Origin of the sequence: Niabella insulisoli (assembly GCF_039652435.2) — a bacterium.
GTDB classification, from domain to species: domain Bacteria; phylum Bacteroidota; class Bacteroidia; order Chitinophagales; family Chitinophagaceae; genus Niabella; species Niabella insulamsoli.
On record NZ_CP190246.1, the window covers coordinates 2187914 to 2214625 of the forward strand.

Below are 26712 nucleotides of genomic sequence, written 5' to 3' on the forward strand. Positions count from 1 at the left end.
CTATCGGCTGTAGAACAATCATGTATTAACATTCGTCAAAACGGAGCAATACTGATATCGGTTGGAAGCTTACCCCAGACTGCATCTATTTCTACAAAAAATGAGTTGTATTAACACCCATCCCCTCTCAAACCAATACTCGCCTGCGCACCGCCATGTGTATGTTCAGGTTGCGGCCGGCCGCTATTCAAAATCATAAAAATGATCATCATGACAAACCACTTCGGCATCTTCTTCATCAGGCTTAAAAAGCCACTACTGATCTTCCTCCTTCTGCTGCTCTCACACCACATTACGTTCGGGCAGGGCCGTGTTATCAACGGCACCGTGACGGACAAAGATGGTAATCCGCTGCAAGGCGCCACCGTATTTGAAAAAGGCCGTCCCGAAAACGGAGTCGCCACAAATGCACAGGGCCGCTTTTCGCTCAACGCGATTAGTGAAACAACGACGCTTGTCGTTTCCTTTGCCGGCTACAACGAATTGGAACAAACCGTGCCTGCTACGGGCGGAACAGCCCTTGTTATTGCCCTGGAACGCAAGGAAGGCAATATGGACGAGGTTATTGTAATTGGTTATGGCACGGCCAGGCGCGGCGACTTTTCCGGCGCTGTCAGTTCCGTAAAACTCGAAAATTCTCCCATCGCCCTGGTGCCTAATTCCAACCCGCTTGATGTTTTGAAAGGTAGTGTTCCCGGGCTCACCATCGGCGTTGCCAATTCCGCCGGAGACCAGCCTGCTATGTTGATTCGGGGGCAAAATTCGATCCGGGGCGATAACAACCCGCTCATCGTGTTGGATGGGGTCATTTTTCAGGGAAGCTTGAATGATATCAATCCCAATGATATTGCTACGGTTGACATACTTAAAGATGCGGTTTCAGCATCCGTTTACGGATCGAGATCAGCGAATGGCGTCATCGCGATTACGACCAAAACGGGTAAGCGCGGCAAGCCTATTATCAGCCTCAACGCCTCGCACGGCCTACAGCATTGGCTAAGGCGACCCGTGATGATGTCGGGTGCGGAATGGATTAAATCGGTGAATGACCGCAATAAATATTCGGAAGGATCTACCGACTGGATGAAACCCGGCGAAATCGAAAACTACAATGCTGGAAAAGAAGTCGACTGGCTCGATGAGATTACGCGCAAGGGCATAATGCAGAATTTTCAGGCGGCAGTTTCAGGGGCTTCCGAACAGGTCAATTACTATATGTCTTCATCGTATAATAACAATAAAGGCATCATCATTGGTGATAATTTCAGCCGTATTTCGGTATTAAGCAAAATCAATGCGAAGATCACCAGCTGGCTGGAGCTGGGCATGAACGGCGCCTATAACAAATTAGATTATTCCGGCATCCCGGCCAATGTATCGGCAGCACAGTTGATGTCGCCCTACGGTGTGCTCTACCGCGACGATGAAGGAAATCTTGAAAAATACCCTTATACGCAATCGCTGGCAAGCCCACTTTGGGGCATCCAGGATGGAACGGTTGATAATATGGACCTGCGCCAAAATTTCCGTTTGAATGCTTACGCCACGGTTTCCATTCCCTGGATTAAAGGCTTGAGCTACCGGCTCAACTATTCAGCCAATCTTGACAAAAACAAATCGGGCACTTTCCAATACGAAACCTATTTTGTAGCAGAAGGAGCCGGCGTTGAGAGGTATCAGCCTACGGTGGTGAATGGTTTTCTGGCGAACGCCAATGGCAATCAGCAAAACACATCTATCTTTAATTATGTTATAGACAATATCCTGAATTACAAAAACACATTCGGCGATCATAATATAGATTTCACGGCTGTGGCCACACGCGATTTTTACAGAAGCGAAAGCGTTAACGCCATCGGATCAGACTTCTCTGCCAATGGAAATTCCCTGCTGGGCATGTGGGGGTTGCACAAAGCAAAAGTGCAGCGCAACGACCTCGCGGTTTCTCAAAGAGGGAATATAGGTTACCTGGCAAGGCTCAATTACAGTTTTGCAAATAAGTATATGCTGAACGCATCCATCCGAAGGGACGGCGCTTCCGTGTTTGGAGACAGTACCAAATGGGGTAATTTCGGAGCCGTGGGATTGGCATGGCGTATTTCGGGAGAAGAATTCCTTAAAAGTTTTCAAGCTTTAAATGATCTCAAACTCAAAGTATCATGGGGCCAAAACGGCAACCAGGGCATCAGCCCTTATGGTACGCTGGCGAGAGTGGTGAACGGCCCGTCCGGAGGCTTTCGCTATGAGTTCTCAAACAGCGGCAGTAATATCTTTTATGGGCTCGCACAACAAACACTGGGTAACGCCGACCTCGGTTGGGAAAAAACAACCGCCTGGAACCTGGGCTTTGAGTCTGCCTGGTTTGATGGCCGCCTGCAGCTGGACCTGAACGTTTACAAATCACAAACAACCGATCAGCTGTTCGTTAGAGAAATTCCAATCATGACCGGTTTTGGATCCATCAACGCTTCGATGGGAAAAGTTGCCAACAAAGGCCTGGAACTCGCGGTTGCCACCGTAAATATCCAGCACAAAGATTTCAGGTGGTCGAGCACCCTGAACTATCATATCAACCGTAATAAGCTGGTTGAACTTTATGGAACCGACAACGATGGCGACGGCATCGAAGACGATGATATCGCCAACAGCCTTTTTATCGGCCGGTCGCTTGGCGCCATTTACGGATATGAGCAAATTGGTATCGTGCAAGTCGGCGATGAGGAATATATCAGCCTTAACGGAGCTGCACCCGGCGACCCCAAATACAACGACATTGACGGCGTCCCTGGCATATCTGTTAACGACCGGAAAATTTTGGGATACACAAAAGAGAATTTCACGATGGGCTTCAGCAATACTTTCAGTTATAAAAATTTTGAACTTTATGGCCTTATCGCCGGCATTTTCGGAGGCAATGATTTTTACCTACGCCAAAACACAGCGGCTTATCTTACCCGGTCGAACAGGTTTAATGACAATGCTATTTCTAAACCTTACTGGACAACCGATAACGCCAGCAATACCTATCCATCGGCGACCTATTCCGCCGATGCGCGGTTCCTGGGCCTTCAATCGAGGGCGTTTGTCAGGCTGCAGGATGTAGCTCTTTCTTATACTTTCCGGCAGCCATGGGTCGATCGCATGCATTTTTCAAACCTGCGGCTTTTTGTTTCAGGAAAAAACCTGGCGATCCTTACCAAATGGGAAGGCGGCGATCCCGAACTGGGAAATGCAGTACGGGATAACACGATCCCCGTGCCCGCAACATATGCTTTCGGTATTTCAGCCTCATTCTAAAAACCTAAAATTTAATTCCATGAAATGGTATTCCAATAATCTCTGGTTTGTATTTGCACTTTTCTTATTTCTTTCCTGCAAGTCTGATACAGAATTTCTGAAAGAAAGGCCGGAAACTTTTTATACAACCGACAACGCTTTTTCTAGTTCGGCTCAGGTCGACCAGGTGCTGATTTCCATCTACTCCAATATCCGCGAAGCCTGGACCAACCCCGCAGAACAAGCGTGGATGTTTGTGTTCAAAGGTAATGGCTCGGATATGTTTGATGTGCCCAGTATTAGAAGAGGCTCCACGTTCAACAATTATGGTAATATTAATCCTGATAACGGCATCTTCTACAGTATCTACAGTTATTGGTATGATATTATCAACAAATCGAATCTCGCTATTTATGCAACCGATCTGCCGCAGGTGCAATGGTCAAATGAGCAGGATAAGAAATATGCACTGGCACAGGCCCGCTTTTTCAGGGCTTTTGCCTACCGCAACCTGGGTGAATTATTTGGCGGCGTACCACTGGTGAAAACCATTACACAAACGCCCAAATTTAATTTTGAACGTTCTTCGAGAATTGAGACCTACGATTTTGCGATTGCAGAATTGGAGGCCATTTTGAACGACCTGCCACAAACCACTGCTGCCGGCGGCAGAATCGTCAGAGGCGCAGCACAGCACAATCTCGCCGAACTATATCTGGCAAAAGGTATTCAGATGGAAGCAGAGGGTAATACATCGGGCGGAAAGGAAGCCTATACCAAGTCCATCCAATACGCCAATGAAGTAATCGATGGCGGCACTTACGGGCTCATGACCAACCGATATGGAAGCCGCGCCAGCGAGGCTACCATTAGTTTTCCTGTTTACCGCGGCGGCGTTTTCTCTACTGCGGCGATTGTTGATACCGTGATGCAAACCACCAATGTTTTCTGGGATCTTTTCCAGGATGGAAATGTAAATTATCAGAACGGAAATAAAGAATGTATCTGGGCCGTGCAAATCGACTATGCGGCGTACAGGGCCGAAGACGGCGAGTCAAAACTTTGTTACTCGCGGGCTTTTTCACCCGTGTTCCGTGACGGCGCCAAAAGCCATCTTACCGGCACGCTCGAAGATGTGGGCGGCAGAGGTATTGCCGACATCATTCCTACTTTTTATGCCAGAGATAATATTTTTGAAGCAAAATGGGGAACCGATATGAGAAATAGCGATGCAGCTTTGCGCCGCCGGTTTAAAGGCAACGTGGCCGCATCTCCGTATTACCGGAAAGAAGTCCCTTGGGAAGTGATGTACAACGGCGGCCCCGACGAAACAACGAACAAAAATAACAGCAGCCTTTGCTACCCCGTTTCCTGCAAAATAGCCACCGACAAATATATGGGTATTGCCGACGGGGAACAGCGAAGCAACCTCTTTCGCGACGACTACGTAATACGGCTTCCGGAAACCATTCTTTTAAGGGCTGAAGCCAAACAAAGAAACGGCGATAAAGCCGGCGCAGCGGCTGACGTTAATCTCCTTAGAACAAGGGCGCAATGCAGATATCTGGTCACCGCCGCTGATATGGATGACAATTTTGATCTGATCCTCGATGAGAGAGCCCGCGAACTGCTATATGAAGAATGCAGATGGAATACCTTGTTGCGCATGGGCAAAACGATTGCAGTTGACCGGATCAGAAAATATGCCTATTGGCCCGAGGCGCAGGCCACCCTTACTTTTGATTATAACCTGTGGCCTATTCCGCAAAAAGTGATCGAAACCAACAAAGACGCGGTCATTGAACAAAATCCGGCCTGGGTAAACCGATAAAAAATTTCTTATGATAAGAACAGGTATATGCAGTGTTTTCTTTCTTTTAGGATCCTTATCAGTAAAAGCCCAAAAAGCTTCGTATGATTTACAAACATCGAAGAATATTTCGCTAAGCGAGCTAAAAGAAAATTTTTTAACGCCGCCGCCCGAGGCGCGGCTACGATGCTACTGGTGGTGGCTCAACAGCATGGCCACCAAAGCCTCCATCACCAGAGACCTGGAGGAAATGAGGGCCAAAGGATATGGAGGCGCCTCGTTGGTGGACGCTGGCAGCTCGAGCTACACCCAGGCGCTTAAAACAGCTGCAGGGCCGGTTTTCATGAGCCCGCCATGGATGGAATTATACCAACATGCCGTAAAAGAAGCCGACCGACTCGGCATAGAACTAAGCGTTAATATTCAGAGCGGATGGAACCCAGGCGGCCCTTTCGTCACGCCGGAATATGCCTTAAAAAAAATAGTCACTGCAGACACTATTGTCACAGGCGGCAAGCCATTGTCGCTGCAACTGCCACAGCCTCCGATGAAAATAATGTATCGGGATGTGCTGGTTCAGGCGATTCAAAAACCATCGGGAAATTTGTTATTGAAAGATGCGGCCATAGCTGATTGGTCCATCAAAACATTCAACCGGTCGATGGGTGGGCAGGGCATTTATCCGCTTTATAAGTTTCGCTCAGGATTTGATACTGTAACCGCCACCGCGCCGTTACAACAAAATAAGATCATTGATGTAACGGCTCATTTCGATGGTAAAACATTAAAATGGACAGCTCCTCCCGGAGAATGGATTATTATTCGCTATGGCTGGACCAATACCGGCGCGGTTACTTCTACCACGAGCGACGGATGGAATGGTTTATCGCTCGACCACATGAGCGCCCAGGCATTTGATCTTTATAAACAGTCGGTGATTAACCCGCTCATTCAAACCGCAAAAGCCGCAGGCAACAGCGTCCGCTTTTTGCAAACAGACAGCTGGGAAATGGGCGTTATTAATTGGACACAAAAATTCCCTGAGGAATTTAAAAGCCGCCGGGGCTACGACATCAAAGCATTCATGCCGGTGCTGGCGGGCTATTTGGTAGAAAACCAGGAGCTAACCAATCGCTTTCTTTATGATTTTAGAAAAACAGTCGGCGATTGTATTCTCGACAACCATTACCGGTTGTTTCATCAAACAGCTCATGAAAGCGGCATCGGCATGCATCCTGAATCCGGCGGGCCTCACTCCGCGCCCATTGATGCTTTGCAGGTGATGGGCATTAACGATTTTCCGCAGGGAGAATTTTGGGCGATGGCCAACACCCACCGCGTGTCGGATGCCGCGCGGCTGGCGGTTAAACAAAGCGCTTGTGTAGCCCACACTAATGGCAAACGATTTGTTGGCGCCGAAGGCCCCACCAGTATTGGCCCGCAATGGGAACGGTCGCCCCGCGATTTAAAAAGCAATATCGACCGCGTTTTCTGCTCTGGCGTCAACCGCATCGTATGGCATACATTCACCTCATCGCCCCGGGAATTTGGACTGCCCGGTAATGAATATTTTGCCGGCACTCATATGAACCCAAATGTGACCTGGTGGAATGAAGCAGGCAGTTTTGTTTCTTATTTAAACCGCGCCAGCTATCTCCTGCAGCAAGGCTTGTTTGTTGCAGACGTTTTGTTTTACTATGGCGACAATGTGCCGAATTTTGTCTTCTTAAAAGAAGAGTTTCCTCAGTTGAATTTTGGATATGATTGGGACAAATGCTCACGCGATGTGGTGCTCAACCGGCTTTCTATTCAAAACGGAAAAATCATTTTGCCCGATGGCATGCAATACCGGCTGCTGGCGCTTCCGCAGGGAAAAGCGATTAGCCTCGACGTACTCCAAAAAATAGAACAATTGGTCAAAGCCGGAATGACCCTTTGGGGGCCTCGGCCGGAAAGCGCAACAGGCCTCAAACAATATCCGGAAAGCGACCGCCAGCTAACAGCTATTGCTGACCGGCTGTGGGGAAAGGTAGAAGGGGTTCGTAACACCGAAAATAATTATGGGAAAGGAAAAGTTGTCTGGGGAACCGATATCAATAAAGTGTTGCAGGATATGCAGGTAATGCCGGATATCAGTTTTAAAGGAAACCACCCTCAGGCGGCGCTGGATTATTTGCACCGTACCACGACGGAAGGCGATATCTATTTTTTATCCAACCCTTTTGAATACAAAGCTTATAATGATTTCGAATATCGATACATTCCTGAAATCCCCGACCGCAATGAACCGATGGAAGTGAGCTTTCGCGTGACGGGCCGGCAGCCCCAGCTTTGGGATGCAATGTCGGGAACGATTACTGATATTTTAAACTACCGGGAAGAGCAGGGACGAACCGTTATCCCACTTCATTTTGAACCTGGCGGATCGAAATTTATACTTTTCCGAAAAGACCGGGTAGCGAAGCCGCATATCACCAATATTATCAAAAACGACGCACCGCTGACCTCATCAGTAGCAAACCTAAGGCCCGGCATTGAACCCATTACATTCGAAGAAAAAAATGGGACAGTACATGCAGCAATAGCAGCTAAAGGCAACTATGAGTTCAAGTGGTCAAACGGGAAAACAACAAATCTTGAAGTGGCGACAGGCGTTCGTGAAAAGCCGCTGAACCATCCCTGGCAATTAAAACTGGACCAACATTGGGGTGCGGGAAAAACTTACACCATGAAAAATTTGATCTCGTGGACTGCTTCCGAAGATTCTGTATTGAAATATTACTCTGGCAAAGGTGTTTACACAACAAAATTTTTTCTTAAGAATAGCGATCTTTCGGGTCAGCGAATATTATTAGATTTAGGAAATGTTCAGGACATTGCGGTGATCAAAGTAAATGGAACGCAAAGAGATATTAAATGGTTCTTTCCCTACCGGATCGATATTACGGACGCCGTAAAATCCGGCGAAAACAGCCTCATGGTTGAAGTAGTTAATCTTTGGGCCAACCGGCTGATCGGCGACAGCCGGCTCCCGGCAGCACAGCGGCTTACCAAGACCAATATTGTAAAGTTTGAGGCGAAAGATGCTGAAAAATGGCTTCGGGTATCAGGGCTGTTGGGCCCGGTAAAACTAATTTTTCAACCTGATTATATTTTAAAGAAACAATAAGTAGGCGTGATCGCCAAACGATCAAAGGTTTATTTTCCGACCCCTTATAAAAGGCACAATTTCTTTTCCAGCGCCAATAGCGTCATTCTGATAATGAAGCGCGGCCGGCGAAGCGCCCACCCATTCGCTATTTCGCCCTTCGATTTTAACAAGGCCGGTTTGAGGTTCGATGGTCAACACAGTGAATAAAGCATCTTTATAAGGACAGGTGCTTGACAGCCAGGGATAGGAGTCGTGCACTGCTTTGCTATATGAAGTATGTTTATACGGACTGCCCATCCAGAAGTAAGAAGCTGAATTGATATGAGCATAATGCACGTCTTTAACGGTGTATAAGGCATCAATATGCGTATGTCCATTAATCGCGAGTACAATTTTCTTTTTGTAAGCTGCAAGCAAATCCTGCACAGCTTCGGCGTTATCGACGGCAGCCCAGCCCGCAAGCGGTTGATGGCTGACAACGACCACCGGCTTTTGACTATGCGCAAGTTCCATTTTTAACCAGGCCATCTGCTCATTTCCAATAAACGCAGGATAGCCGCCTTTATGAGCAGGCGAGCCTTTCTCATTACCATCCAGAAAGATAAAATGGACACCCTTAATTTCCCGGCTGTAATATGGCTGGGGCATCCCCCAGATCTCCAGGCATTGCTGTTTAGTGTGCCCGGCATCAGTGTCATGATTACCGATAACGTGCATCGGGATATCATGCGCATGATTGAACATGTCGATCACCGCCCGGTTCTTTTCAGAAGGGTACGCAAAATCTCCCATCTGGATTAGCGCATCAGGTTGCACAGCCTTCATGTGTTGCACAAAAGCGTTTAGCCGTTCCTGCCCGTTATGAATCAAATCCTGGTGCAAATCTGCGATCAGCCCGATTTTCACCGGTCTCTTTTTATCGTCGAAAGATGCGAATAGCGCCCTCGGCAACTGTAGCGCGATCGTGGCGCCGGCCATATGCTTCAAAAATTTTTTCCGTCTCATGGTATTCATTTTTTCATTGTCGAAAATGAGTCGCTTACTTAAAACGCAATCGGATATCTTTTGCCGGCAACCGTGTGCAATGTTTTTTGTTGTCCGCCATATTTGATGATGCAATCGCCTCCTTTTTTCGAAATAACAGCTGCTGTCTTCAACCGATGGTTATCCCATTCCATCTCCAATTCAAAACCACCGCGCGCCATCAACCCTTTCACCCTTCCGTTCGCCCATTCCGGGGGCAGCGCCGGCAACAATTCGATATAGCCCTGGTGGCTTTGCAACAACATTTCGGCCATTGCAGCGCCGCCGCCAAAATTGCCGTCAATTTGAAATGGCGGGTGTGCGCCAAAAAGATTGGTATAAACACCTCCTCCCCCCATTTTAATAGTGGCATCTTTGCCCACATAACGCATCAGCTTTTTAACCGCGTCGTAGGCCTGCACGCCATTTTGCAATCGCGCCCAAAGGGCAATACGCCAGGTGATGGCCCAGCCGGTGCCATCATTGGTGCGCAACGCTAAAGATTTTTGTACGGCCTTCGCTAAATCTTCAGTCTTTGATGTGACAATGGTATTGCCCGGGTAAGCGCCAAACAAATGGGATAAATGCCGATGGCGCGGGTCTGCATCCTCCCAATCATGATACCATTCCTGCAGGTTTCCTTTTTTACCAATTTGATACGGGTATAACCTGGCCAGCGCTGCTTTTACACGGGCCCGCAGCGCCGCATCAGTATTTAGGCTTTCCGAAGCCTGCACATATTGAAGGAACAGCTGACGGATCATACTCATATCAGCCGTGCTGCCATACAACGTCTGTCCGCGATAACCCTGATCCGAGATATATACATTTTCAGGAGACGTTGAAGGCGCTGTGACGAGATAGCCCTTTTTATCAGCCGTTAGAAAATCAAGACAAAATTGTACGGCTCCTTTCATCAAAGGGTAGCCCTGCCGGGTGAGAAACGCTTTGTCTTTTGTAAACTGGTAATGATCCCAGATATGTGTACTCATCCAGACGCCACCCATCGGCCAGTTAGCCCAACAGGGGTCGCCCTGGCCATAGTCGCCAACAGGATTGGTCATGCGCCATATGTCAGTATTATGATGCAGCACCCACCCATTTGCGCCATAAAAATTTTTCGCAGTAGCAGCGCCATTGTGGGCCAACCCTTCCATGAAATCAAAAAAAGGCTGGTGCATTTCGGAAAGATTACCCGTCTCCGCGCCCCAATAATTCATTTCGGCATTGATATTGGTCGTGTAATTACTACTCCACGGCGGCCGCACGAGTTCGTTCCAGATACCCTGTAGATTGGCCGGCTGGCCGCCCGGACGGGAGGCGCTAATGAGTAAATACCTGCTAAACTGGTAAAACAGGGCTAGCAAACTATTATCGGTTTTACCGGACGCAAAGCGGTTCAGTCGATCGATGGTCGAAAATTTTTCATTGTCATCATCGCCCAAAAAAAGCGATACGCGGTCGAAATATTTTCTAAAATCGGCGGTATGGTTTTTATATAGTGTTTTAAAATCAGTGCCTGCATGCTTTGTAAGATAGCTTAAGGCCAGGGCTTTTTCATCCTTTCCGTCAGTGCCCGGATTATTTTGGTATCCATTATAACTGGTTGCCATGGAAAGCAGTAACACCGCCTCTGTCGCATCGCTCAGCGCAAGGGATGTGTCGCTGGCGGCTTGCTTCCCATCAGTGCTTAACAAACGCACCACCGCACTATAGCGCATAGCATGAACGGTGTCATCCACTACTGCATTTTCCATATTACCGCGGTAATTGGGTTCCGCGTGCACCGGCGCCCATCCATTCATTTGCAACATGTTTGACTGGCCCGATACCGAAGCTTTTAACCGGGAATCGAAACGGATGCTGAAGTTTAATTTGTTTTTACCTTTTGCGGTAAAACGCACCACGATAACCTGGCCGGGAAAGGAAGCAAAACTCTCCCTGGTGTAAAGCGTCTCATCTAACATGTAAGAAACTTTTGTGACCGCATTTTGGATATCAAGTTCACGGCGATAATCAACAGGAACACCTTGATGATCAAAAGAAAAATAGATGTTTCCCAATGGCGCATAAGATTCGGAAAAAGGGCCCTGCATTTTTCTTACCAACGCATCGGCTGTTTTATAATCTTCTTCAAACAGCGCCTTTCGAACCGGCTGCAAATAATTTTTAGCCTGTGGGTTGATAGAGCCAGCATCGACAGGTTGCCCAGCCCATAGCGTCGCCTCGTTCAAAGACATTTTTTCTGTCGAAACACCTCCATAAACCATCGCGCCAAGCCTGCCGTTCCCGATGGGAAGCGCTTCCTCAAACGCCTCAGCAGGCTGCTCATACCAAAGTTTAAGCGCATTCGCAGTTTGTGCCCTGCACTGGATGGCGACCGAAAAGCTAATGGCAACTAAAAATAAAAAGCGGAAAGAAGCGCGTATATAAGCGCCGCTTTCGAGTTTAGTAGGTAATGGCATATCAAAATATTTTGATCGCCACTAAGATAACCCACTTACTTAATAAATTACCGTGACATCGGTTTTCATTTAAAGCTTATAGGTTTGTTATTAGTCGTTACTAACCTTTTGCTTGATGCTTGCGGATAATATTTGCGCGCAATACCACTCTTGTCGGGGCAAATGAAACGGCCCTTTAAATAAATTGCCCTTTGCAGTTTGAGCCACTGTACCGTCGCGGTGCAGGTAGCCGTACCATTCTCCGGACACTTTATCATGAAAATGTTGATACGCGTAATCGTGTACCTGCTGGTGCCAGGAAGCATATTTTTCATCGCCGGTAACCAGGTAGGCCAACAGCGTTGCGATGATCGCTTCGTTGTGCGGCCACCAAAATTTCATATCCTGCCAATACTCCTGCACCGGCCTGTGGTAAACATCTCTGAAATAAAATATGCCGCCGTACTCCTTATCCCAACCGCGCTCCCACATATAATCCAACATACGGCAACCTAAATCGATCAGCTTTTTATCATTGCCTCTGTAAACTGCCTCATGCAAAATAAACCAGGCGCCTTCTATGGCGTGCCCCGGGTTTAAAGTACGCCCATCAATATGGTCCACAACAGTTCCGTCTAAAGCCACCTGTTCCATCACGCAGCGCAGATCATCTTTCACAAAATTTGTTTCGATTTCCCCGATCCATTTTAATATATACTCGTCACATCTTGGGTCTCCAATGGTGTCGCGTATTTGCTGCGCGGTGTTGATCATAATCATCGGTACGCCAATTCCCTTGACTGGCCGGGTACCCGAGAATTTTGCAGGCAATTGTTTTTTTCCTTCGCTGTATTCGATACAAGTGGCAAACAATTGCCTGGCGCGTTTGGCTGCGTTTTCATCACCGCTGGCTTTGGCGTAAGCCGCATGAGCTATCGCCGCGAAGGTTTCAGAAAAAAAATACCTTCTTTTTCTGATGGGTTTGCCTTCCCGGGTTACATGAAAAAACATTTGACCATCGGTATCAAAACAATATTTATTTAAAAATTCAATACCCGATTTGGCGGCATCCAGCCATTCCTTTCTCGGTTCAATCGTATTGTATAATGTAGATAAAAGCCAGGCAAAGCGGCCCTGTATCCAAACCGCTTTATCATCATCAATAAGCGCTCCATCATGATTTTTCATTAACAGGTACCCGCCGAATTGTTCATCAACACTATCAGGAAACCAAAACGGCAGCGTGTCCTTTAATAACTGCGACCGGTAAAAATCAGAAAGCGATTGAAGTTTTTCAGTATTCAATGTTGTTCGTTTAAATATTCAATAAAAGTACTCGCAGGCAGTTGCGCATCATTCACTAAATTCGCACGCGTGAAAGGTTCCCAGGCATAAGCGATCGCTTTTATTTGTACGTCTTCAGGAATTGTAATACGTATCTGGTTATTTACAATGCGGGCGGGCGCTTTTAAAAAAGTGCCGCTTTCGGTCATCAGCTCAAAGCCCCGCAGGTCTTCGCCATCGGCAGTGGCCAGACCAGTGTCATGTTGAAAGAAAATCAGAAGCTCACTACCTTCCTTTTTAACGGATCGGAACAAGGGGCCGGAATACAAAATATGCTTTGCGTAAGTGTCGTGCAATGCCAGCCGGGCAAGCCGTTCCCCGACCGGAAATTTATCTTTATAATGTACATCATCGCGATCGCCCAAATCGCTCGTAACCACCATCCCCACATTGTCAAGCTGTTGCAACAACCTGCGCTGGGTATCTCTAAACCAGTTCCAGGTAGGCCGGTTGAGACTGGAAAGCTGCACATAATAAAAGGGTAAATCGGCCGACCATTGCTTCCTCCAATCAGTAACAAATAATGGAAAAAGTTGCTGATAGCGCTCCGCATTTTCAGCATCACTTTCACCCTGGTACCAAATAATACCCTTGATCGCGTAGGGTAAGATTTTTTTGATAGCTGCCTCAAAATTAAAAGACGGTTCATACGGGTGGCGCTGAAGCGAGGAACTGGCATGTTTTAAATTCATACCAGCTCGTTCGCGGCACCACTTCATGATATAGTCTGACTGGCGCCAGTTTTTAAAAGCCGGGGCAAAGCGCCCATCCGACTCAAGCGCTGAGCGGCTCACCCAAGAAATGAGCGGCGAACCGCCCACCGCTACTTCGATCAAGCCGATCGGCACCCCGGTTTCACTTTGTATTCGGGAACCAAATAGGTAACCAACCGCGGAAAAAGCTGCTACCGCCTTTTCTTTGTTGAGTTGCCAATGGCCCGAAAAAAAATCAAGTTCGTTTGCCTTTCTCAACTCCTGATCAGTCCAACTGCGGTTATCCGTTGCTGCATAAGGTTGGAAGTTGAATAATCTTAAGCCGTCAACATCGCCCACCTGCTTCAAAAGGCTGTCGGCCCCGGTGGCCTGCGCCACCGGAAAATACATATTCGACTGACCTGCGCATAGCCAAACATCACCGATCAGCAGGTTATGCAATTGTATCTTTTGCTTACCGGTTTCGATGGTCATTTGCTGAGGAATGGCAACCGCCGGCGAAGCTGGAAAAGTACAGATCCAGCGGCCATCCGCACCCGTTTTCGCTGTTTTTTCCCAATTCATAAAGCGAACCGAAACCCTCGTGCGGGGGATGGCTTTACCCCAAATCCTGATGGGGTGGTCTCTTTGCAATACCATATTATCGGTGAGCAAATCCGGCAGCTGTAATCCACCGAAGCCTCCTCTAATATGTCCGTAAATCTTATCGGTGATTGTAACAGCTGCAGCTTTGTTGGAATACATGGTTGCCCCGTCTGTAAAAAAGTCGGTCCGGTTGCGAAGCGCGTCCTGCAAATCGATCCATGCCGCCTGGTTAGTAGCTTCATCTTTAAACACCCAGCCGTAGGTAACCGAATTGCCAATGCAGGCAACAGTTAATGGGCAGGTCCCACCATAGCAGCAGGCAACAGTTAAAATCCATCGCCATAAAATGAAGCGTCTTTTCATCGAGAGTGGTTTACCATTTCACAGCGCTAAAAACTATTTTGGAATAGCCATCCTGCTCGTATAACACGCCCACCGTTTTGCGGCCCAGTTTGCAAATGTCTGAATAGGCGGCTGCATCTTTTTTCCCGGTGGCGTAAATCACTATGCTTTTATTCCAGCTGCGTCCATTGTTTTTGCTGATCCGAAGCGTCAGGTTATCTCTTTTTGTACTATCCGCCGCATTACAAAACGCCACCACGCTTCTCCCCCAACTGCGGCCTACTGTCAAAATAGATCCCTGGCAAACCGGATCTGGAAGGCTTCGATCAAATTTCTGATTGTACCAGGTTTGGCCACCGTCGCTGCTGAGCGCCGTGTAGCGCGCTCGTACATGACCCTGTTGATTACGGAGGTTCAACATCAAACGGCCTTTGCTGATTTCTGTGGCCATATTTTCATTACCGCCCGGCAGGTCCACATTTTCGCTGATCTTAAAAGTTTTTCCATGATCATCTGTGAAAAAACCGTGTGCCCGATAGTCTTTAAAACGAGGCTGTGGGTCGCCCGCCGAATGATTGGCGGCCACATAAATGCGTCCTTTGTATTTTCCTTTTTCAAACTGCATGGCATGTCCGGGCGTATTCGCATAGCTGCGCCAGTCTTCCGAAAAATTATAAGCGGGGTTGACGGACAGTTGTTTGGGCCGATGGGTTTGGGATGTAATGTTCACCGCCTCGCTCCAGCTACGGCCGCCGTCAACGGAAGTTTTATACCATACTTCCCGAAGGCCTTTTCCTTTACGCACTTCGCCTTCATGATTGTTTCCGGTATTGTAAAATAAAAAGATCCGGCCCTGCGGATAGGCGGGGTCCGTTTTGTCGAGCACCGGTGCCGGGTTACCGGCCTGAAGAGACCCGGCGTCGGCAACGGTTTGCAAACTGCTCCAGGTATGGCCTCCGTCGATACTTGTTTTCATGACAATATTAATATCGCCAAAGTCATCGATTCCCTGTACCCTGCCCTCGGCAAAAGCCAGTAGTGTGCCATCCGGAAGGGCAATAATGGCAGGAATACGATAGCTTTTATGGCCTTCCTGACCCGACACAAAGACCGGTACGTTAGTTTGCGCGTGTAATTCCATAGCACTAAAAGGCACCCCTGTCAGCAACACCAACAGCGCACTCAGCACACTTGTTTTCTTAAAAAATGATCGGTTCATAACTTTTGAAGTTTAATTAAAATCCTGGACTTTAGGTTTTAAAACGGCTAATTGAAGGATCAGGGCCAGCACTACCACCGCACCTAATATAGCGAAGCCGAAGCCCAGATTGCCATCATCGGTAAAGACGCCCAGTATCTGCGTTATAGCAGCCCCGGCAAAAACGCCAACCATGTTCATAAATCCATAGGCGGTCGCACGCAATTTAGAGGGAACGAATTGGCAAAGTATCGGCATATTATTCGCATCAAACATGCCAAAGCCGATTCCAAAACAAATGGCCGAGCCGACCACGGCCGCAAAACTATGGCCCATCCCCAGCAAAACCAACGAAGGTACCGTGAGGCCCAGGCCGATGGCGCTTGTATATACCCGCCCTTTTATGTTTTTCTGCACCCAGCGATCCGAAAGCAATCCTCCCAAAATAACACCCGTAAATGAGGAAGCCGCAATGGTCATGGTGGACAAAGGCCCCGCTTGCGCCATAGGTATGTTCAGGCTTTCGGCGAACAACGTAGGTAACCAGTTTTTGGTAGCCCATCCGGGCAAACTCGGCGCGGCAAAATAGAAAAGAATCACCCAAAAAGCGATATTGGAAAACAGCGACGCCAGCCCTTTAGCTATGGGAATTTTGTTTTGATTGGATTGCAATGTTGCGCCACCGGTTTTAAGATCTTTTAAAAAAAGCGATAAAATACACGCATACGCCATACCTAAAATGCCGAACCAGTGGAAAGCCGTATGCCAGGTATAAGCAGCCGCAACGGTAGCTCCAAATCCGCCCAGCGCCTGTCCTGCGTACAAACCAGTCATGTGGATGCCGATCGCAAGCGAGCGTGTTTTGCCGGGATGAAAATCTGCAATCAAAGACAATGCTGCCGGAATATAAAGGGCTTCGCTTACCCCCATGATGCCGCGCAGCCAGAGCAGCTGATTGAAACTGGTGGCCACGCCCATACCGTACGTCACACCCGACCATACAAAAAGGCTTCCCACGATCAACCACTTGCGGCTGAAACGATCGGCGATGGTACCGGCTACCGGGCTCATGAAACCGTAGATATACAGGAAAATAGCCATCAAAAATCCGAAGTTTTCAGCAGATTGCAGTTCGCCGATATCCACTTTCATAGCGTCTTTCATCGTACTCAGCATCTGCCGGTCCATATAATTCAACAACGCCACGACCCATAGTAATGCCACCGCCACCCAGGGATAAATACTGCTGCTTTTAACTTGATGCTTCATGAACAAAGTATGGGTTTGATTAAAACTATTCGGTGAAAGTTGCGGAAAGAATTTGCGTGGTTCTTACTCCTGCTTTTATCTCACCGCCAGGTATCCATATCGCGTCATTCCAACGAACAGCTGTGGTGGTCACAGGCGTTGGAAATGGCAAACTGTCCACTATTGACCATCGATCATCAATGGTATTGTAATTCAAAATTTCCCCGCTAAAACCCGGATGGGAGAATTGCAGGTTTATTTTTTGCTGCACGAGCTGTTGCTTCCTGGCCGCATCCTGCTCCTTATCGATGGCCGCTATAAGCGATTCTGTTTGGTGAAAAGTGGCGCCCTGGTCACCGCCAAATAGTAATATACCATGCGTTCCGGCCGCTATCCCGGTTCCGGCCGAAAGAGCATAAGGCAAAGAATGCTTTTGCTTCCATTCATTTTTGGCTATATCAAACTGATCAACGTCGGCGTAGAGATCGCTGATTCCACCTGCATTTCTTTTACGGCCGCCAATTAGATAAATACAAGGTTCGGCGCCATTGTGTTGCGCGACCATCACCGCGTGAGAAACCGGGCGCCTAAGCGGCGGCAGGGGTTGCCAGCCTTTAGCAATATTATCTAAATCAAGCGTTAAGAATTTATCGGAAACCATCTCCGGAAGTTCGCCTCCCGCCAGATAAATCTTATTGCCAAGCGCGGTTACAGCCGCATTGGTCAGTGCAAAAGGAAGATCGCGCAAACTGTCCATTTCAACACCACCGGACGGCTTTGCCCGGATTAAAAAAGTTTTGTTGCTGATGCCGTTTTCGTTCTCTCCGCCCGCTACAACAATACCTCGATCGGTAGTGCAAGACGAGGCATAGGCGATATCAAAAGGAAGATCGAAAGAATCCACAATTGCCAGCGCCTTTTCTTTGCTGAAGAAATATCCTTTTTTATAATATTTTTTCCGGCCGCCCAGCCAGGGCATACTATCGGGAAAATTGCAACCACCCGCAATAATTAGCTTATTATCAAGAACGCCAACCACAGGCCCGGCAAGGCCTTTGGTATCCGCCGGCAGCGTACCGGCTACCGTCCATTTTAAGGAAGAAGTATCGGCGGGCTTACAAGCCAAAAGAGATAGGATCATGCAGATTACGGATAAATAAATTTTAAATCGATTATACATGTTTCAGGAGGCATTAAACTGCGCCGGCGGGCGCGAGCAAAAAGTTTCAAAATTGAGTTCTTTCACATCTTTTTTAAACAACTCAAAAGATGCATCGCTCATATTTCTAACAGGTAGCCTAAACTTGCCACAATCTAAACCAATAAGTTTCATATAAGCTTTACCCGTGGCTATACCACCATACTTCCCCAGTAAAGTAATCATATCGATCGATTGCTGTTGCAGGGCCTGCGCCGTTGTCAGATCGTTTCTATGAAACGCATCGATCATGGCGTGATACAACGGAGCCGCATAGTTGAACGTGCTGCCCACAGCGCCTTTTGCACCAACGGATAAGGCAGCAAGCATATTTTCGTCGCGACCCCATAGCATGTCGTAGCGGCCACTCTTGAAATGGACACAGGAAAGAAAATCCATAAAATCTTCATGGGTATATTTTACACCGGCAAAATTGGGGATATCTCCAACTGCCTTTAAGAGATCCAACATGGCAAAACCTACGCCGTTCAGCACAGGGATATGATAATAATAAAACGGCATGTCGGGCACTTCATTTGCTATTACTTTACAACAGGCCGCCAGGTCCGCCACGGCAGACGGTTTAAAGTAAAATGGCGCGGTAAACGAAACCGCATATAGACCAGAGTGCTGTGCAAATTTTGCAAGCGCAATACAATCGCTGATGCAGGTACCGCCCACCAATACCATCACTTTAAAACTGTCGTCATTCCTGGTGCAGTCCGCCCAGGCGGTAATCACCTCCTGCTTCTCTGCCAGCGTGAGAGCCACCCCCTCTCCTGTTGAACCGCAAATAAAAGCGCCGGTATTGCCATTGGATTTAAGTATCGCATAATACGCTGGTATGCGCGACAGGTTCAAACTACCATCTTCGTTCATCGGTGTAAAAGGTGCGGCAATGAGGCCGTTTAATTTTTCAATCATTTCTTGTCTTTAAGTTTTTATAGTCTCTTGGCTAATCCCGTGCCCGGCTTTTTATGTAATCGAAAAAATAAACCGGGTACCGCCATTGAAAATTGGGATCTTTTGGATAATCGTGTCCGGGATAAGCTTGGTTTACACTATCCACTTCCTGTGTAAACCGATCTAATATGTTTTTGTCCGAAAGCGGATCGGCCGTTTGTTGCTGCCATTTAAAAAGCACCTTTTTTAAATTATGCAACACTTTTGCGTAGTGCGGGTTGGCTGATAAATTGTGAAACTCGTAAGGATCTTTTTCCAAATCGTACAACTCAAACTCCGGCGGATGTTTCCAGGTCGCATAAGCGTTTTGCACAACCGCCGGCGAGGCCTCAATTTCCTGCTGCCTGGTACCGGCCCCAAAATGGCCGATATTGTTTGCATAATAATAAAATTTGGGATTTTCTCTTTGAAACAACAGGTTATGAATAAGTTTAAACCGGTTGTTTCTTACGCTGCGACGAGGATAATAAAACATAGCAGCCGACCCATCTCCCTCGGCAAAAATATATTCGTGTAAGATGTGACGCTCTTTATTAAACAGAAGCGGCTGCAGCGGTTTGCCGGGTAATGATGGCGGAATGGAGATACGCGCCGCGTTAAGAATGGTGGGTAATAAATCAAGCGCCGATACCAACTCTTTTCTTACTGCGGCTACCGCCGTTTTACCGGGCCATTTAACGATCAGGGGAATTTTCAGGCCCGCTTCGTAATTGCTGCATTTGCCTCTCGAAAATTGAGCGCCATGATCGCCCAGATACATAATGAGTGTGTTCTCTGCCTTACCCGAGGCTTGTAGTTTTGTCAACAAATCGCCTACCATCTCATCCAGCCGCTCCATACAGTTATAATAATTTGCGGTAAAGCCGCGGAGGCGTTTGCTATCAGCGCCTACAAACGGCGGAACGGAAACTTCATCGCCCGTCAAAGGCCGCGCCGGCATACCCTCTGTTTGAGTCACAAAAGGAAAATGGGCGTCAGGGTAGTTTACCATCAGGAAAAACGGATCGGAACCGTTGTTGATAAAATGATCGGCAACTGTTGCGTAGGCTTTCATATTTTTCCTTGAGAAATTATCGCCGGCAAGCGGATCCTGTTCAGCCGGGCGAAAATCGAACGGAATCGCCGACTCAGGGTTAACATGAATTTTGCCGATACACCCGGTTCGGTAACCGGCCTTCTTTAAGTAAACAGGCATCGTCACCATACCGGGATACATATGATATTTATGGGTTGCTAAACCGGTTTGTCCGTTTTGATGGGGATACAAGCCTGTGAAAATACTGCTACGTGACGGACTGCAAACCGAGTACGTAACAAAGGCATTCTCGAATCGCACACCTTCGGCCGCCAGACGGTCCAGAACGGGTGTGTTGACATTTTTGTTTCCATAACAACCAAGGTCCGGTCCGTTGTCTTCAGAGACAATCAACAAGATGTTGGGCCGCGCAGTACTGCCCTTTTGGGTGGCAGCCAGGCAAATTAACGGAGCCAGCATTAAAGCCATTGCGATCGTTTGCTGCGCTATTTGTTTAAAAACTCTTTTGAAGCCATTCATGTTACAACATTAAAATACAGGATAACCCGGGGTTTGCCGAAGTGCCGTATTATTTGTCAGCGTGTTCCTGTCGATCGGCCACAGCAATTTATACGATTCGGAAGGTAAAATATTCGTGTATTTAAAGACGTAGTTGTCGCCCGCTCTTCTCAGGTCGTACCATCTCTTCCCTTCAAATATAAATTCCAGGTAGCGTTCCATTAAAATTGCTTCCAGTGGATTACTGTCTACCGGCTGGTTGGGGTAGCCGTTCACCACGGGTACATAACCGGCGCCATAAGCCCGCTGCCGTACCAAATTGATTTCATTGGCAGGGTCTTGTCCCAACATTATTTTTGCTTCTGCTTTTAGAAGCAACAGATCGGCATATCGATAAATCGGATAATCATTGGTATAAGCTCTCACCCCTGCATTTTGTTCTCCCTTAAACTTGCTGACAAAAGCGCCGGCTATCTGGTAATTATTGTTCACGCGGGTGTAGCCTGGTTGAATGGATGCGCGTTTTCTGCTGTCGCTGTCTTTAAATCTCCTGAAACTGGCAATTTCCACGGGCGCCCTGAGCAACCCGCCCCAATTATCTGTAGTAACACTGAATTTCCGGTTCTCGGTTGAATCGTAGAAATTAGACAAATTACTTGTTTGCGCAAAAAATGTACTCGCAAAGGGTAGTGTTGATTCGTTTAATTGATTGCGGATGACAAAGATCATTTCATCGTTGCCTTTATTACCACTTGCAAAGACGTTTGAAAAATCCGGCAGCAGCCTGAGCGAAGGAACGTTCGTCTGAATCTCGTTCAATACATTTAGCGCTGCCGTAGCATCAGCGGAGCCGCCGCCACGATAGCTGGTCCATAAATACACTTCTGCTTTCAACATCAGCGTTGCCGGCTTTGACCAGTAGCTTTTTTGATTTTTAAAGGAATAATCGTTGCCATAGCTGCTAAGCGAATGCTCTATGTCGCTTTTGATCAATTGCATCACAGAATCGGCAGACGAAGCGGGTTTGGCTAGAGCGGAGATATCTATAGAAGAAGTGGGCGTTGTCTGGATGATGACATCACCCCAGGATCTGTAGAGGTGAAAATAATAGTATGCCCGCATTCCGTAAGCGACACCGAGATAGTATTGACGGGTGGCATCACTTACCATATTGATGCTGTTCAATTTTTCGATCAGTAAATTAATCTGGTTAATATTGAAATAAAAATTACCAAAATTGTTAACGCCGGCGTTGTCCATATCCAGCGTATTGGTCCACAGCCGTTCTACGCCTTGTGTGGCTTCTCCGGTAAACGCTGAGCTTGAGCCGGGGTCTGTTCCGAAAATATCGGCCCTCATTTCGCCAAGGTATTGGAAAGCGGAGGTGTTGTTCCTGAAAGCAATGTGGACGCCGGCAACAAAGGCATCGACCTGCTCGGGAGTTTGCCAATAGTTATTGTCGCTGATGCTGCTCACGGGCGACAAATCCAATTTATGGCTGCAGGCGCTGGCTGCGATGATGAAACCGCAAAGAAGCCAATAAAGGGTTGATCTGCTTTTCATAAAAATATCTTTTATCTATATTAATTAAAATGTGATTTGTAAGCCTACTACAATGGATTTCGGCGTTGGATAAGCGCCCCGGTAAATGCCCGTCGTTGTGCTCGAACCTTCTGCAACCGGCGGTTCCGGCGTAGGCCCTGAAAATTTAGTTATATAAAACATATTCAGCATGGTAACATATAAGCGCGATTGCGAAAGCAGTTTTGTGTGCGCCAACAGCGAACGCGAAAAGTCGTAAGACAGTGTCATTTCGCGCGCGGCGAGATAATCCCCTTTTTCATAAAAGCGGGAATTGTTGCTATTGAGAACGGCATTGGCGTTGTTACTGCGGGTGTAATTTTTCTTTCCCAAAGGCGCGGCGACCTGGTCGGCATAATAGACTTTCGGAATATCGGTTTGTGTATTCGTCGGCGACCAGGCGTCTTTTTGCCAGTCAAATGCATTAAAAGTTCCCTGGTAGTTGCCCAGCGTTCTTGCTACAAGATCATTATATATCGTATGGCCGAGTGCAAAATCAAAACGGGAATACAGGCTAAAACCCTTGTAACTCAGATTGGCGGAAAAGCCGCCCGTCCATTTGGGATAAATGTTCCCTACGTAAACCTGGTCTCTCGAATCAATGCTATCGTTTTTGTCTACATCAAGCCAGTTTACATCGCCCGCTGTTATTTTACCGGAACCGTAAGATGAATTGGGCCCGCTGATCCCTCCCACAATATCTACGCGGTTGCCAGCCACGGCTGCCACTTCTTCCGCGCTGCTGAAAATACCCAGCTGCTTAAACGCATAGATATCTCCCAAAGCTTGCCCCTCCTGCAAACCGCCCACCCATATTACGCGGCCTGTTGCAGGATCATATACCTGCAGGCCGCCCTGCCTGTTATTTTCGTTGCCGTTATAGGGCAATTGTAATATTTTGTTTTTTACATATGATGCATTAGCGCTGAGGTTCAGGCTTACACCATCAGCATTTTTAAGGACATCGGCACTAACGGCAAGTTCATAACCCTTATTTTGAAAAGTGCCCAGGTTGGTTCTTACCGAATTAAATCCTGTATAACCCGGAAGTGATAAATTGGTAAGCAGGTCGCTGGTCTGGCGGTCATAATAATCAAATATTAAACTGATCCGATTGCGTAAGAATCCGATATCGGCGCCGATATCCATGGTCTTACTTTTCTCCCAGCGCAGATTAGCATTTACAATATCGGTGTTCAAAAAACCGGCATTGTTGTTATACAAACCCTGCAAGCTATATCCGCCCTGCACTTCATAACGGCCCAGCCCGGCCACGTTCCCGTTGACACCATAGCTGACGCGCGGTTTAAATGTTGACACAATGTTGCCAAGCGCCGAATTTTTAAAGAACGCCTCTTCATGCATATTCCATCCGGCCGACATGCCCGGAAAGAAACCCCAGCGGTTGGCCTTCGCCAGGCTAGAGACGCCGTCCTCCCGGAACACGAGCGTGAGCAGGTAGCGGCTATCGTAGGCATAGTTCAATCGTCCAAACGCAGATATAATACGGTATTCAGAAGTGTTACTGAAATTGTCTCCGGCGGCAAAAGTGGTAGATGCATTGACGGTTGGAATATCATCGGTAGGCGCTCTTGTACCCAGCACTTGTTGTGCAAAAGATTTAATGCCAAAATATTCTGCACCGATCATAGCGTTTACATCATGCTTGCCCGCAAATGTTTCCGTATAATTAATAATGCCGTTGTATTGTTGTTGCACATCTCTTTCAAAGGTTGAGGAGGCAGGCCGGGTCGTATTATTATAAGTTGGCGGGTCGGAAAATATATTGGTGTAGGATTGTGTGGCTTTTGTAAACGACTGATCAAGCTGCTCATACAAATACAGGTTGGCCGAAGCTTTGACATACAGCGATGGCAGGATATCCCATTTTGCAGCCGCCATGGCGGTGATACGGTTCACCTCATTGCTGCGCTGCTGCTTATCCAACCAATATAAAGGGTTGCCATCATTGATGCCGTTGCCCGGATTGGGCTGTGTTTTTGCAGCATCAACCCAAGGGTTGAAGGTCGGCCATAAACTCAGGTTGCGGTACATATTATTGATGGTACTGCCATTGACGCCGATTTGAGAAGAAGTCGAAAGCGTGACACCGGAACTCATTTCTAGGTTGGGCCTTACTTTATAAGCGCCATTAACATTGCCCGAAAAACGTTTGTAATCCGAACCGACAATGACACCGTCCTCCTTATAATAATTAAAACTGCTGAAATATTTTCCCTTGTCGTTGCCGCCCATCACATTCACATAGTGCTCCTGTGTTTGCGTATTTCTGAAAACCAGGTCTTCAACTTCGCCGCTATGGTCTTTGAAAATAATGGTGCCGCCGTAAGGATCCCCCACCGTGTCCCACCCCTGTTTCAAGAGCTGCTCGTTCGAGCTATTGAAAGTGCGGATATCAAAAGTACCCAACGAGGCAGCATCCGTTAATAAACCATATCCTCTCGCACTATTCACCTGCGCCAGCGTACGTCCTGAATTTAAATTACCGAGCCTGGTCAGATAGATATAATCTTTAGCATTTAGATACTGATAGCCTTCCCGGCGCTGATTAAAGCCTTGTGTGAATTTGTAAGAGATTTGTGCTTTGCCGGCTGCCCCCTTTTTCGTTGTGATAAGAATAACGCCATTATTCGCCCTGGCGCCGTAAATGGCTGTTGCTGCCGCATCTTTCAATACTTCCATAGATGCAATATCTTCGGCTGCCACGTCATTGTAGGATCGTATCACACCGTCGATCACCACCAAAGGGCCGCCCGGACTGTTAATAGATGCGCCACCGCGCAGGACCAATACAGGAGCGGCGCCCGGCTGTCCGGTCGCATTCACCACCTGGAGGCCAGGGATCGAGCCCTGCAGCGCTGAACCCAAATTCGATCGCGGCGCATTTTCCAAAACCTTATTATCTAGTTTGGCGATGGAGCTTGTAATATTCCTTCGAGACTGCGTACCATATCCCACAACTACGACCTCCCCCAGTTTGCCGGTATTGGATTCCATTACAATTGTCAGATTCTCGCTTTGACCTACCCTAACCCGTTGGGTTTCATAACCGGCGTAAGAAATAACAAGCGTATCCCCGGTTTGGGCAGTAATTTGGAACAAACCGTTTTCGTCTGTTAGGGTTGCGACTGCCGTACGATTGTTGTGAATGGTAGCCCCCGCAAGGCCCGAACCGCTTATTTGCTCATATACAGATCCGGAAACCTGCTTACCCTGTGCGCGGGAAATGTGAGCCATCAGAAGCGAAAGCAAAAGCAGCATGCTTTGAAGTGCGAAAGACCGCATAGTTGTAATTTTTTAAATTCAGTATTAAGTATGACATAATAAAATTAGAGTTTTTTATTTATTTTCAAAAAATATTTTTCCAATCTCTATATTTGGACATATTTAGTATCTTTTAATTTTATAAAAAAGTGAACGAAGTATTTGGAACCATAGACAACCAATCGCTGGTGGACAGAGTGGAAGCCAGCCTGATCGACTTGTTGCACCAGCGCAAGCTGAAGGTGGGCGACAGCATCCCCAAAGAAGTGGAGCTGGCTGCAGCGCTAGGCGTAAGCCGCACGGTCATCCGGGAGGCGCTGATGCGCCTTCGGATGGTGGGCCTTATTGATAGCAAAAAGAAGAAAGGCGCCGTCATTACGAGTCCTGACATTTTTGGAAATCTTGCCAAGAGCTTAAATCCTCATATCCTTAGTGAAGACACCCTGAAGGAAATATTTGAAATCAGGTTGGTATTGGAAATAGGAATGGCTGACCTTTTATTCCTGCATGTTACTCCTGAAGACATCAAAGAGTTGAAACAGATCATAAAGAACGAACCCGCTTCTACGAAAAACCAGATGTTTGAAGCTTCCTACGAAATTGCCTTTCATGGGAAGCTTTATGAAATTTCTCAGAATGCTACCCTGATCAAATTTCAAAGTCTTTTGTTGCCTATTTTCGATTATGTCGAAAAAAGTTCACTGTTTAAACCAATCACAGGCACCAAAAAATTTGTGTCTCATAAACGCTTGGTAGCTATACTTGAAAAAGGAACACCGGAAGAATTTCGCAACGGCATGCGCAGCCACCTTGAAAATCATTTTGTCAGGCTCAACAGGTAGTAGGCTTTACTTCCATCAGGGATGTCGATCGGATTGGCGCCTAAAACATCTTCTTTACCGCCGTGCGGCGAAAGGTAAAGCAAATAGCAGCAACCCATCTTTGGGGCCTATTTCCAAACACATCGAGACGTTATCCCTGTTTGCGGGTTCTTTATGCCTGAGACATATACTTAGC

General features: G+C 47.3%; 15 protein-coding genes. 4 read left to right on the forward strand and 11 right to left on the reverse strand.

Translation table 11 applies throughout. The features are described 5' to 3' along the window. The first annotated feature begins 210 nt into the window (after positions 1–210). From ABDK00_RS09180 to ABDK00_RS09190, 3 genes are read left to right on the forward strand one after another with little or no spacing between them, the layout of a single operon-like run. A complete protein-coding gene (locus ABDK00_RS09180) occupies positions 211–3297 on the forward strand; it encodes a SusC/RagA family TonB-linked outer membrane protein (protein ID WP_346238340.1) in 3087 nt (1028 codons plus the stop codon). Positions 3298–3316: 19 nt separating this feature from the next. Next, positions 3317–5107 carry a RagB/SusD family nutrient uptake outer membrane protein gene (locus ABDK00_RS09185; protein ID WP_346238339.1) on the forward strand — a complete coding sequence of 597 codons (1791 nt, stop codon included), beginning with the start codon at positions 3317–3319 and terminating at the stop codon, positions 5105–5107. A gap of 10 nt (positions 5108–5117) precedes the next feature. Next, positions 5118–8255, forward strand: a complete 3138-nt coding sequence (locus tag ABDK00_RS09190; RefSeq protein ID WP_346238338.1) for a glycosyl hydrolase — start codon at positions 5118–5120, stop codon at positions 8253–8255. 21 nt (positions 8256–8276) lie between these two features. Here ABDK00_RS09190 and ABDK00_RS09195 read toward each other — a convergent pair whose 3' ends face one another. The 11 genes from ABDK00_RS09195 to ABDK00_RS09245 form a co-directional block, all read right to left on the reverse strand. Further along, complete coding sequence (locus ABDK00_RS09195; protein WP_346238337.1) at positions 8277–9242, reverse strand: metallophosphoesterase family protein; 966 nt, start codon at positions 9240–9242, stop codon at positions 8277–8279. Positions 9243–9280: 38 nt separating this feature from the next. Then, a complete protein-coding gene (locus ABDK00_RS09200; RefSeq protein ID WP_346238336.1) occupies positions 9281–11725 on the reverse strand; it encodes a glycoside hydrolase family 95 protein in 2445 nt (814 codons plus the stop codon). A 90-nt stretch (positions 11726–11815) separates the two neighbouring features. Continuing rightward, positions 11816–13009, reverse strand: coding sequence for an AGE family epimerase/isomerase (locus tag ABDK00_RS09205; protein WP_346238335.1), 1194 nt, complete (start codon positions 13007–13009; stop codon positions 11816–11818). Continuing rightward, positions 13006–14709, reverse strand: a complete 1704-nt coding sequence (locus ABDK00_RS09210) for a sialate O-acetylesterase (protein ID WP_346238334.1) — start codon at positions 14707–14709, stop codon at positions 13006–13008. The genes ABDK00_RS09205 and ABDK00_RS09210 overlap by 4 nt, the downstream gene beginning before the upstream one ends. 10 nt (positions 14710–14719) lie before the next feature. Then, entirely contained in the window at positions 14720–15907 is a 1188-nt protein-coding gene (locus tag ABDK00_RS09215; protein WP_346238333.1) for a sialidase family protein, read from the reverse strand. A gap of 12 nt (positions 15908–15919) precedes the next feature. Continuing rightward, on the reverse strand, positions 15920–17155 hold the full coding sequence (locus tag ABDK00_RS09220; protein WP_346238332.1) for an MFS transporter: 1236 nt from the start codon (positions 17153–17155) through the stop codon (positions 15920–15922). A 25-nt stretch (positions 17156–17180) separates the two neighbouring features. Then, positions 17181–18275 (reverse strand): kelch repeat-containing protein, encoded by a 1095-nt coding sequence (locus ABDK00_RS09225; RefSeq protein WP_346238331.1) that lies wholly within the window; start codon positions 18273–18275, stop codon positions 17181–17183. 42 nt (positions 18276–18317) lie between these two features. Continuing rightward, complete coding sequence (locus tag ABDK00_RS09230) at positions 18318–19256, reverse strand: dihydrodipicolinate synthase family protein (RefSeq protein ID WP_346238330.1); 939 nt, start codon at positions 19254–19256, stop codon at positions 18318–18320. 31 nt (positions 19257–19287) lie between these two features. Then, positions 19288–20850: a sulfatase gene (locus ABDK00_RS09235; protein WP_346238329.1), complete on the reverse strand. Its 1563-nt coding sequence runs from the start codon at positions 20848–20850 to the stop codon at positions 19288–19290. Positions 20851–20859: 9 nt separating this feature from the next. After that, the gene (nanU, locus tag ABDK00_RS09240) at positions 20860–22392 is read right to left on the reverse strand and encodes a SusD family outer membrane lipoprotein NanU (protein ID WP_346238328.1); all 1533 of its coding nucleotides are present in this window, start codon (positions 22390–22392) and stop codon (positions 20860–20862) included. Between the two features lie 24 nt (positions 22393–22416). Then, the gene (locus ABDK00_RS09245; protein WP_346238327.1) at positions 22417–25716 is read right to left on the reverse strand and encodes a SusC/RagA family TonB-linked outer membrane protein; all 3300 of its coding nucleotides are present in this window, start codon (positions 25714–25716) and stop codon (positions 22417–22419) included. 128 nt (positions 25717–25844) lie between these two features. On the opposite strand from ABDK00_RS09245, the gene ABDK00_RS09250 reads away from it, so the two are divergent. Next, positions 25845–26537, forward strand: a complete 693-nt coding sequence (locus tag ABDK00_RS09250) for a FadR/GntR family transcriptional regulator (protein ID WP_346238326.1) — start codon at positions 25845–25847, stop codon at positions 26535–26537. The last annotated feature ends 175 nt before the right edge of the window (positions 26538–26712 follow it).

Bases quoted from the DNA above. Each gene is read 5' to 3' on its own strand.
- ABDK00_RS09215 (WP_346238333.1), bottom strand. From the start codon at position 15,907: ATGAACCGATCATTTTTTAAGAAAACAAGTGTGCTGAGTGCGCTGTTG.
- nanU (WP_346238328.1), bottom strand. From the start codon at position 22,392: ATGAAAAGCAGATCAACCCTTTATTGGCTTCTTTGCGGTTTCATCATC.
- ABDK00_RS09195 (WP_346238337.1), bottom strand. From the start codon at position 9,242: ATGAGACGGAAAAAATTTTTGAAGCATATGGCCGGCGCCACGATCGCG.
- ABDK00_RS09190 (WP_346238338.1), top strand. From the start codon at position 5,118: ATGATAAGAACAGGTATATGCAGTGTTTTCTTTCTTTTAGGATCCTTA.
- ABDK00_RS09225 (WP_346238331.1), bottom strand. From the start codon at position 18,275: ATGATCCTATCTCTTTTGGCTTGTAAGCCCGCCGATACTTCTTCCTTA.
- ABDK00_RS09185 (WP_346238339.1), top strand. From the start codon at position 3,317: ATGAAATGGTATTCCAATAATCTCTGGTTTGTATTTGCACTTTTCTTA.
- ABDK00_RS09245 (WP_346238327.1), bottom strand. From the start codon at position 25,716: ATGCGGTCTTTCGCACTTCAAAGCATGCTGCTTTTGCTTTCGCTTCTG.
- ABDK00_RS09180 (WP_346238340.1), top strand. From the start codon at position 211: ATGACAAACCACTTCGGCATCTTCTTCATCAGGCTTAAAAAGCCACTA.
- ABDK00_RS09200 (WP_346238336.1), bottom strand. From the start codon at position 11,725: ATGCCATTACCTACTAAACTCGAAAGCGGCGCTTATATACGCGCTTCT.
- ABDK00_RS09210 (WP_346238334.1), bottom strand. From the start codon at position 14,709: ATGAAAAGACGCTTCATTTTATGGCGATGGATTTTAACTGTTGCCTGC.
- ABDK00_RS09230 (WP_346238330.1), bottom strand. From the start codon at position 19,256: ATGATTGAAAAATTAAACGGCCTCATTGCCGCACCTTTTACACCGATG.
- ABDK00_RS09220 (WP_346238332.1), bottom strand. From the start codon at position 17,155: ATGAAGCATCAAGTTAAAAGCAGCAGTATTTATCCCTGGGTGGCGGTG.
- ABDK00_RS09235 (WP_346238329.1), bottom strand. From the start codon at position 20,850: ATGAATGGCTTCAAAAGAGTTTTTAAACAAATAGCGCAGCAAACGATC.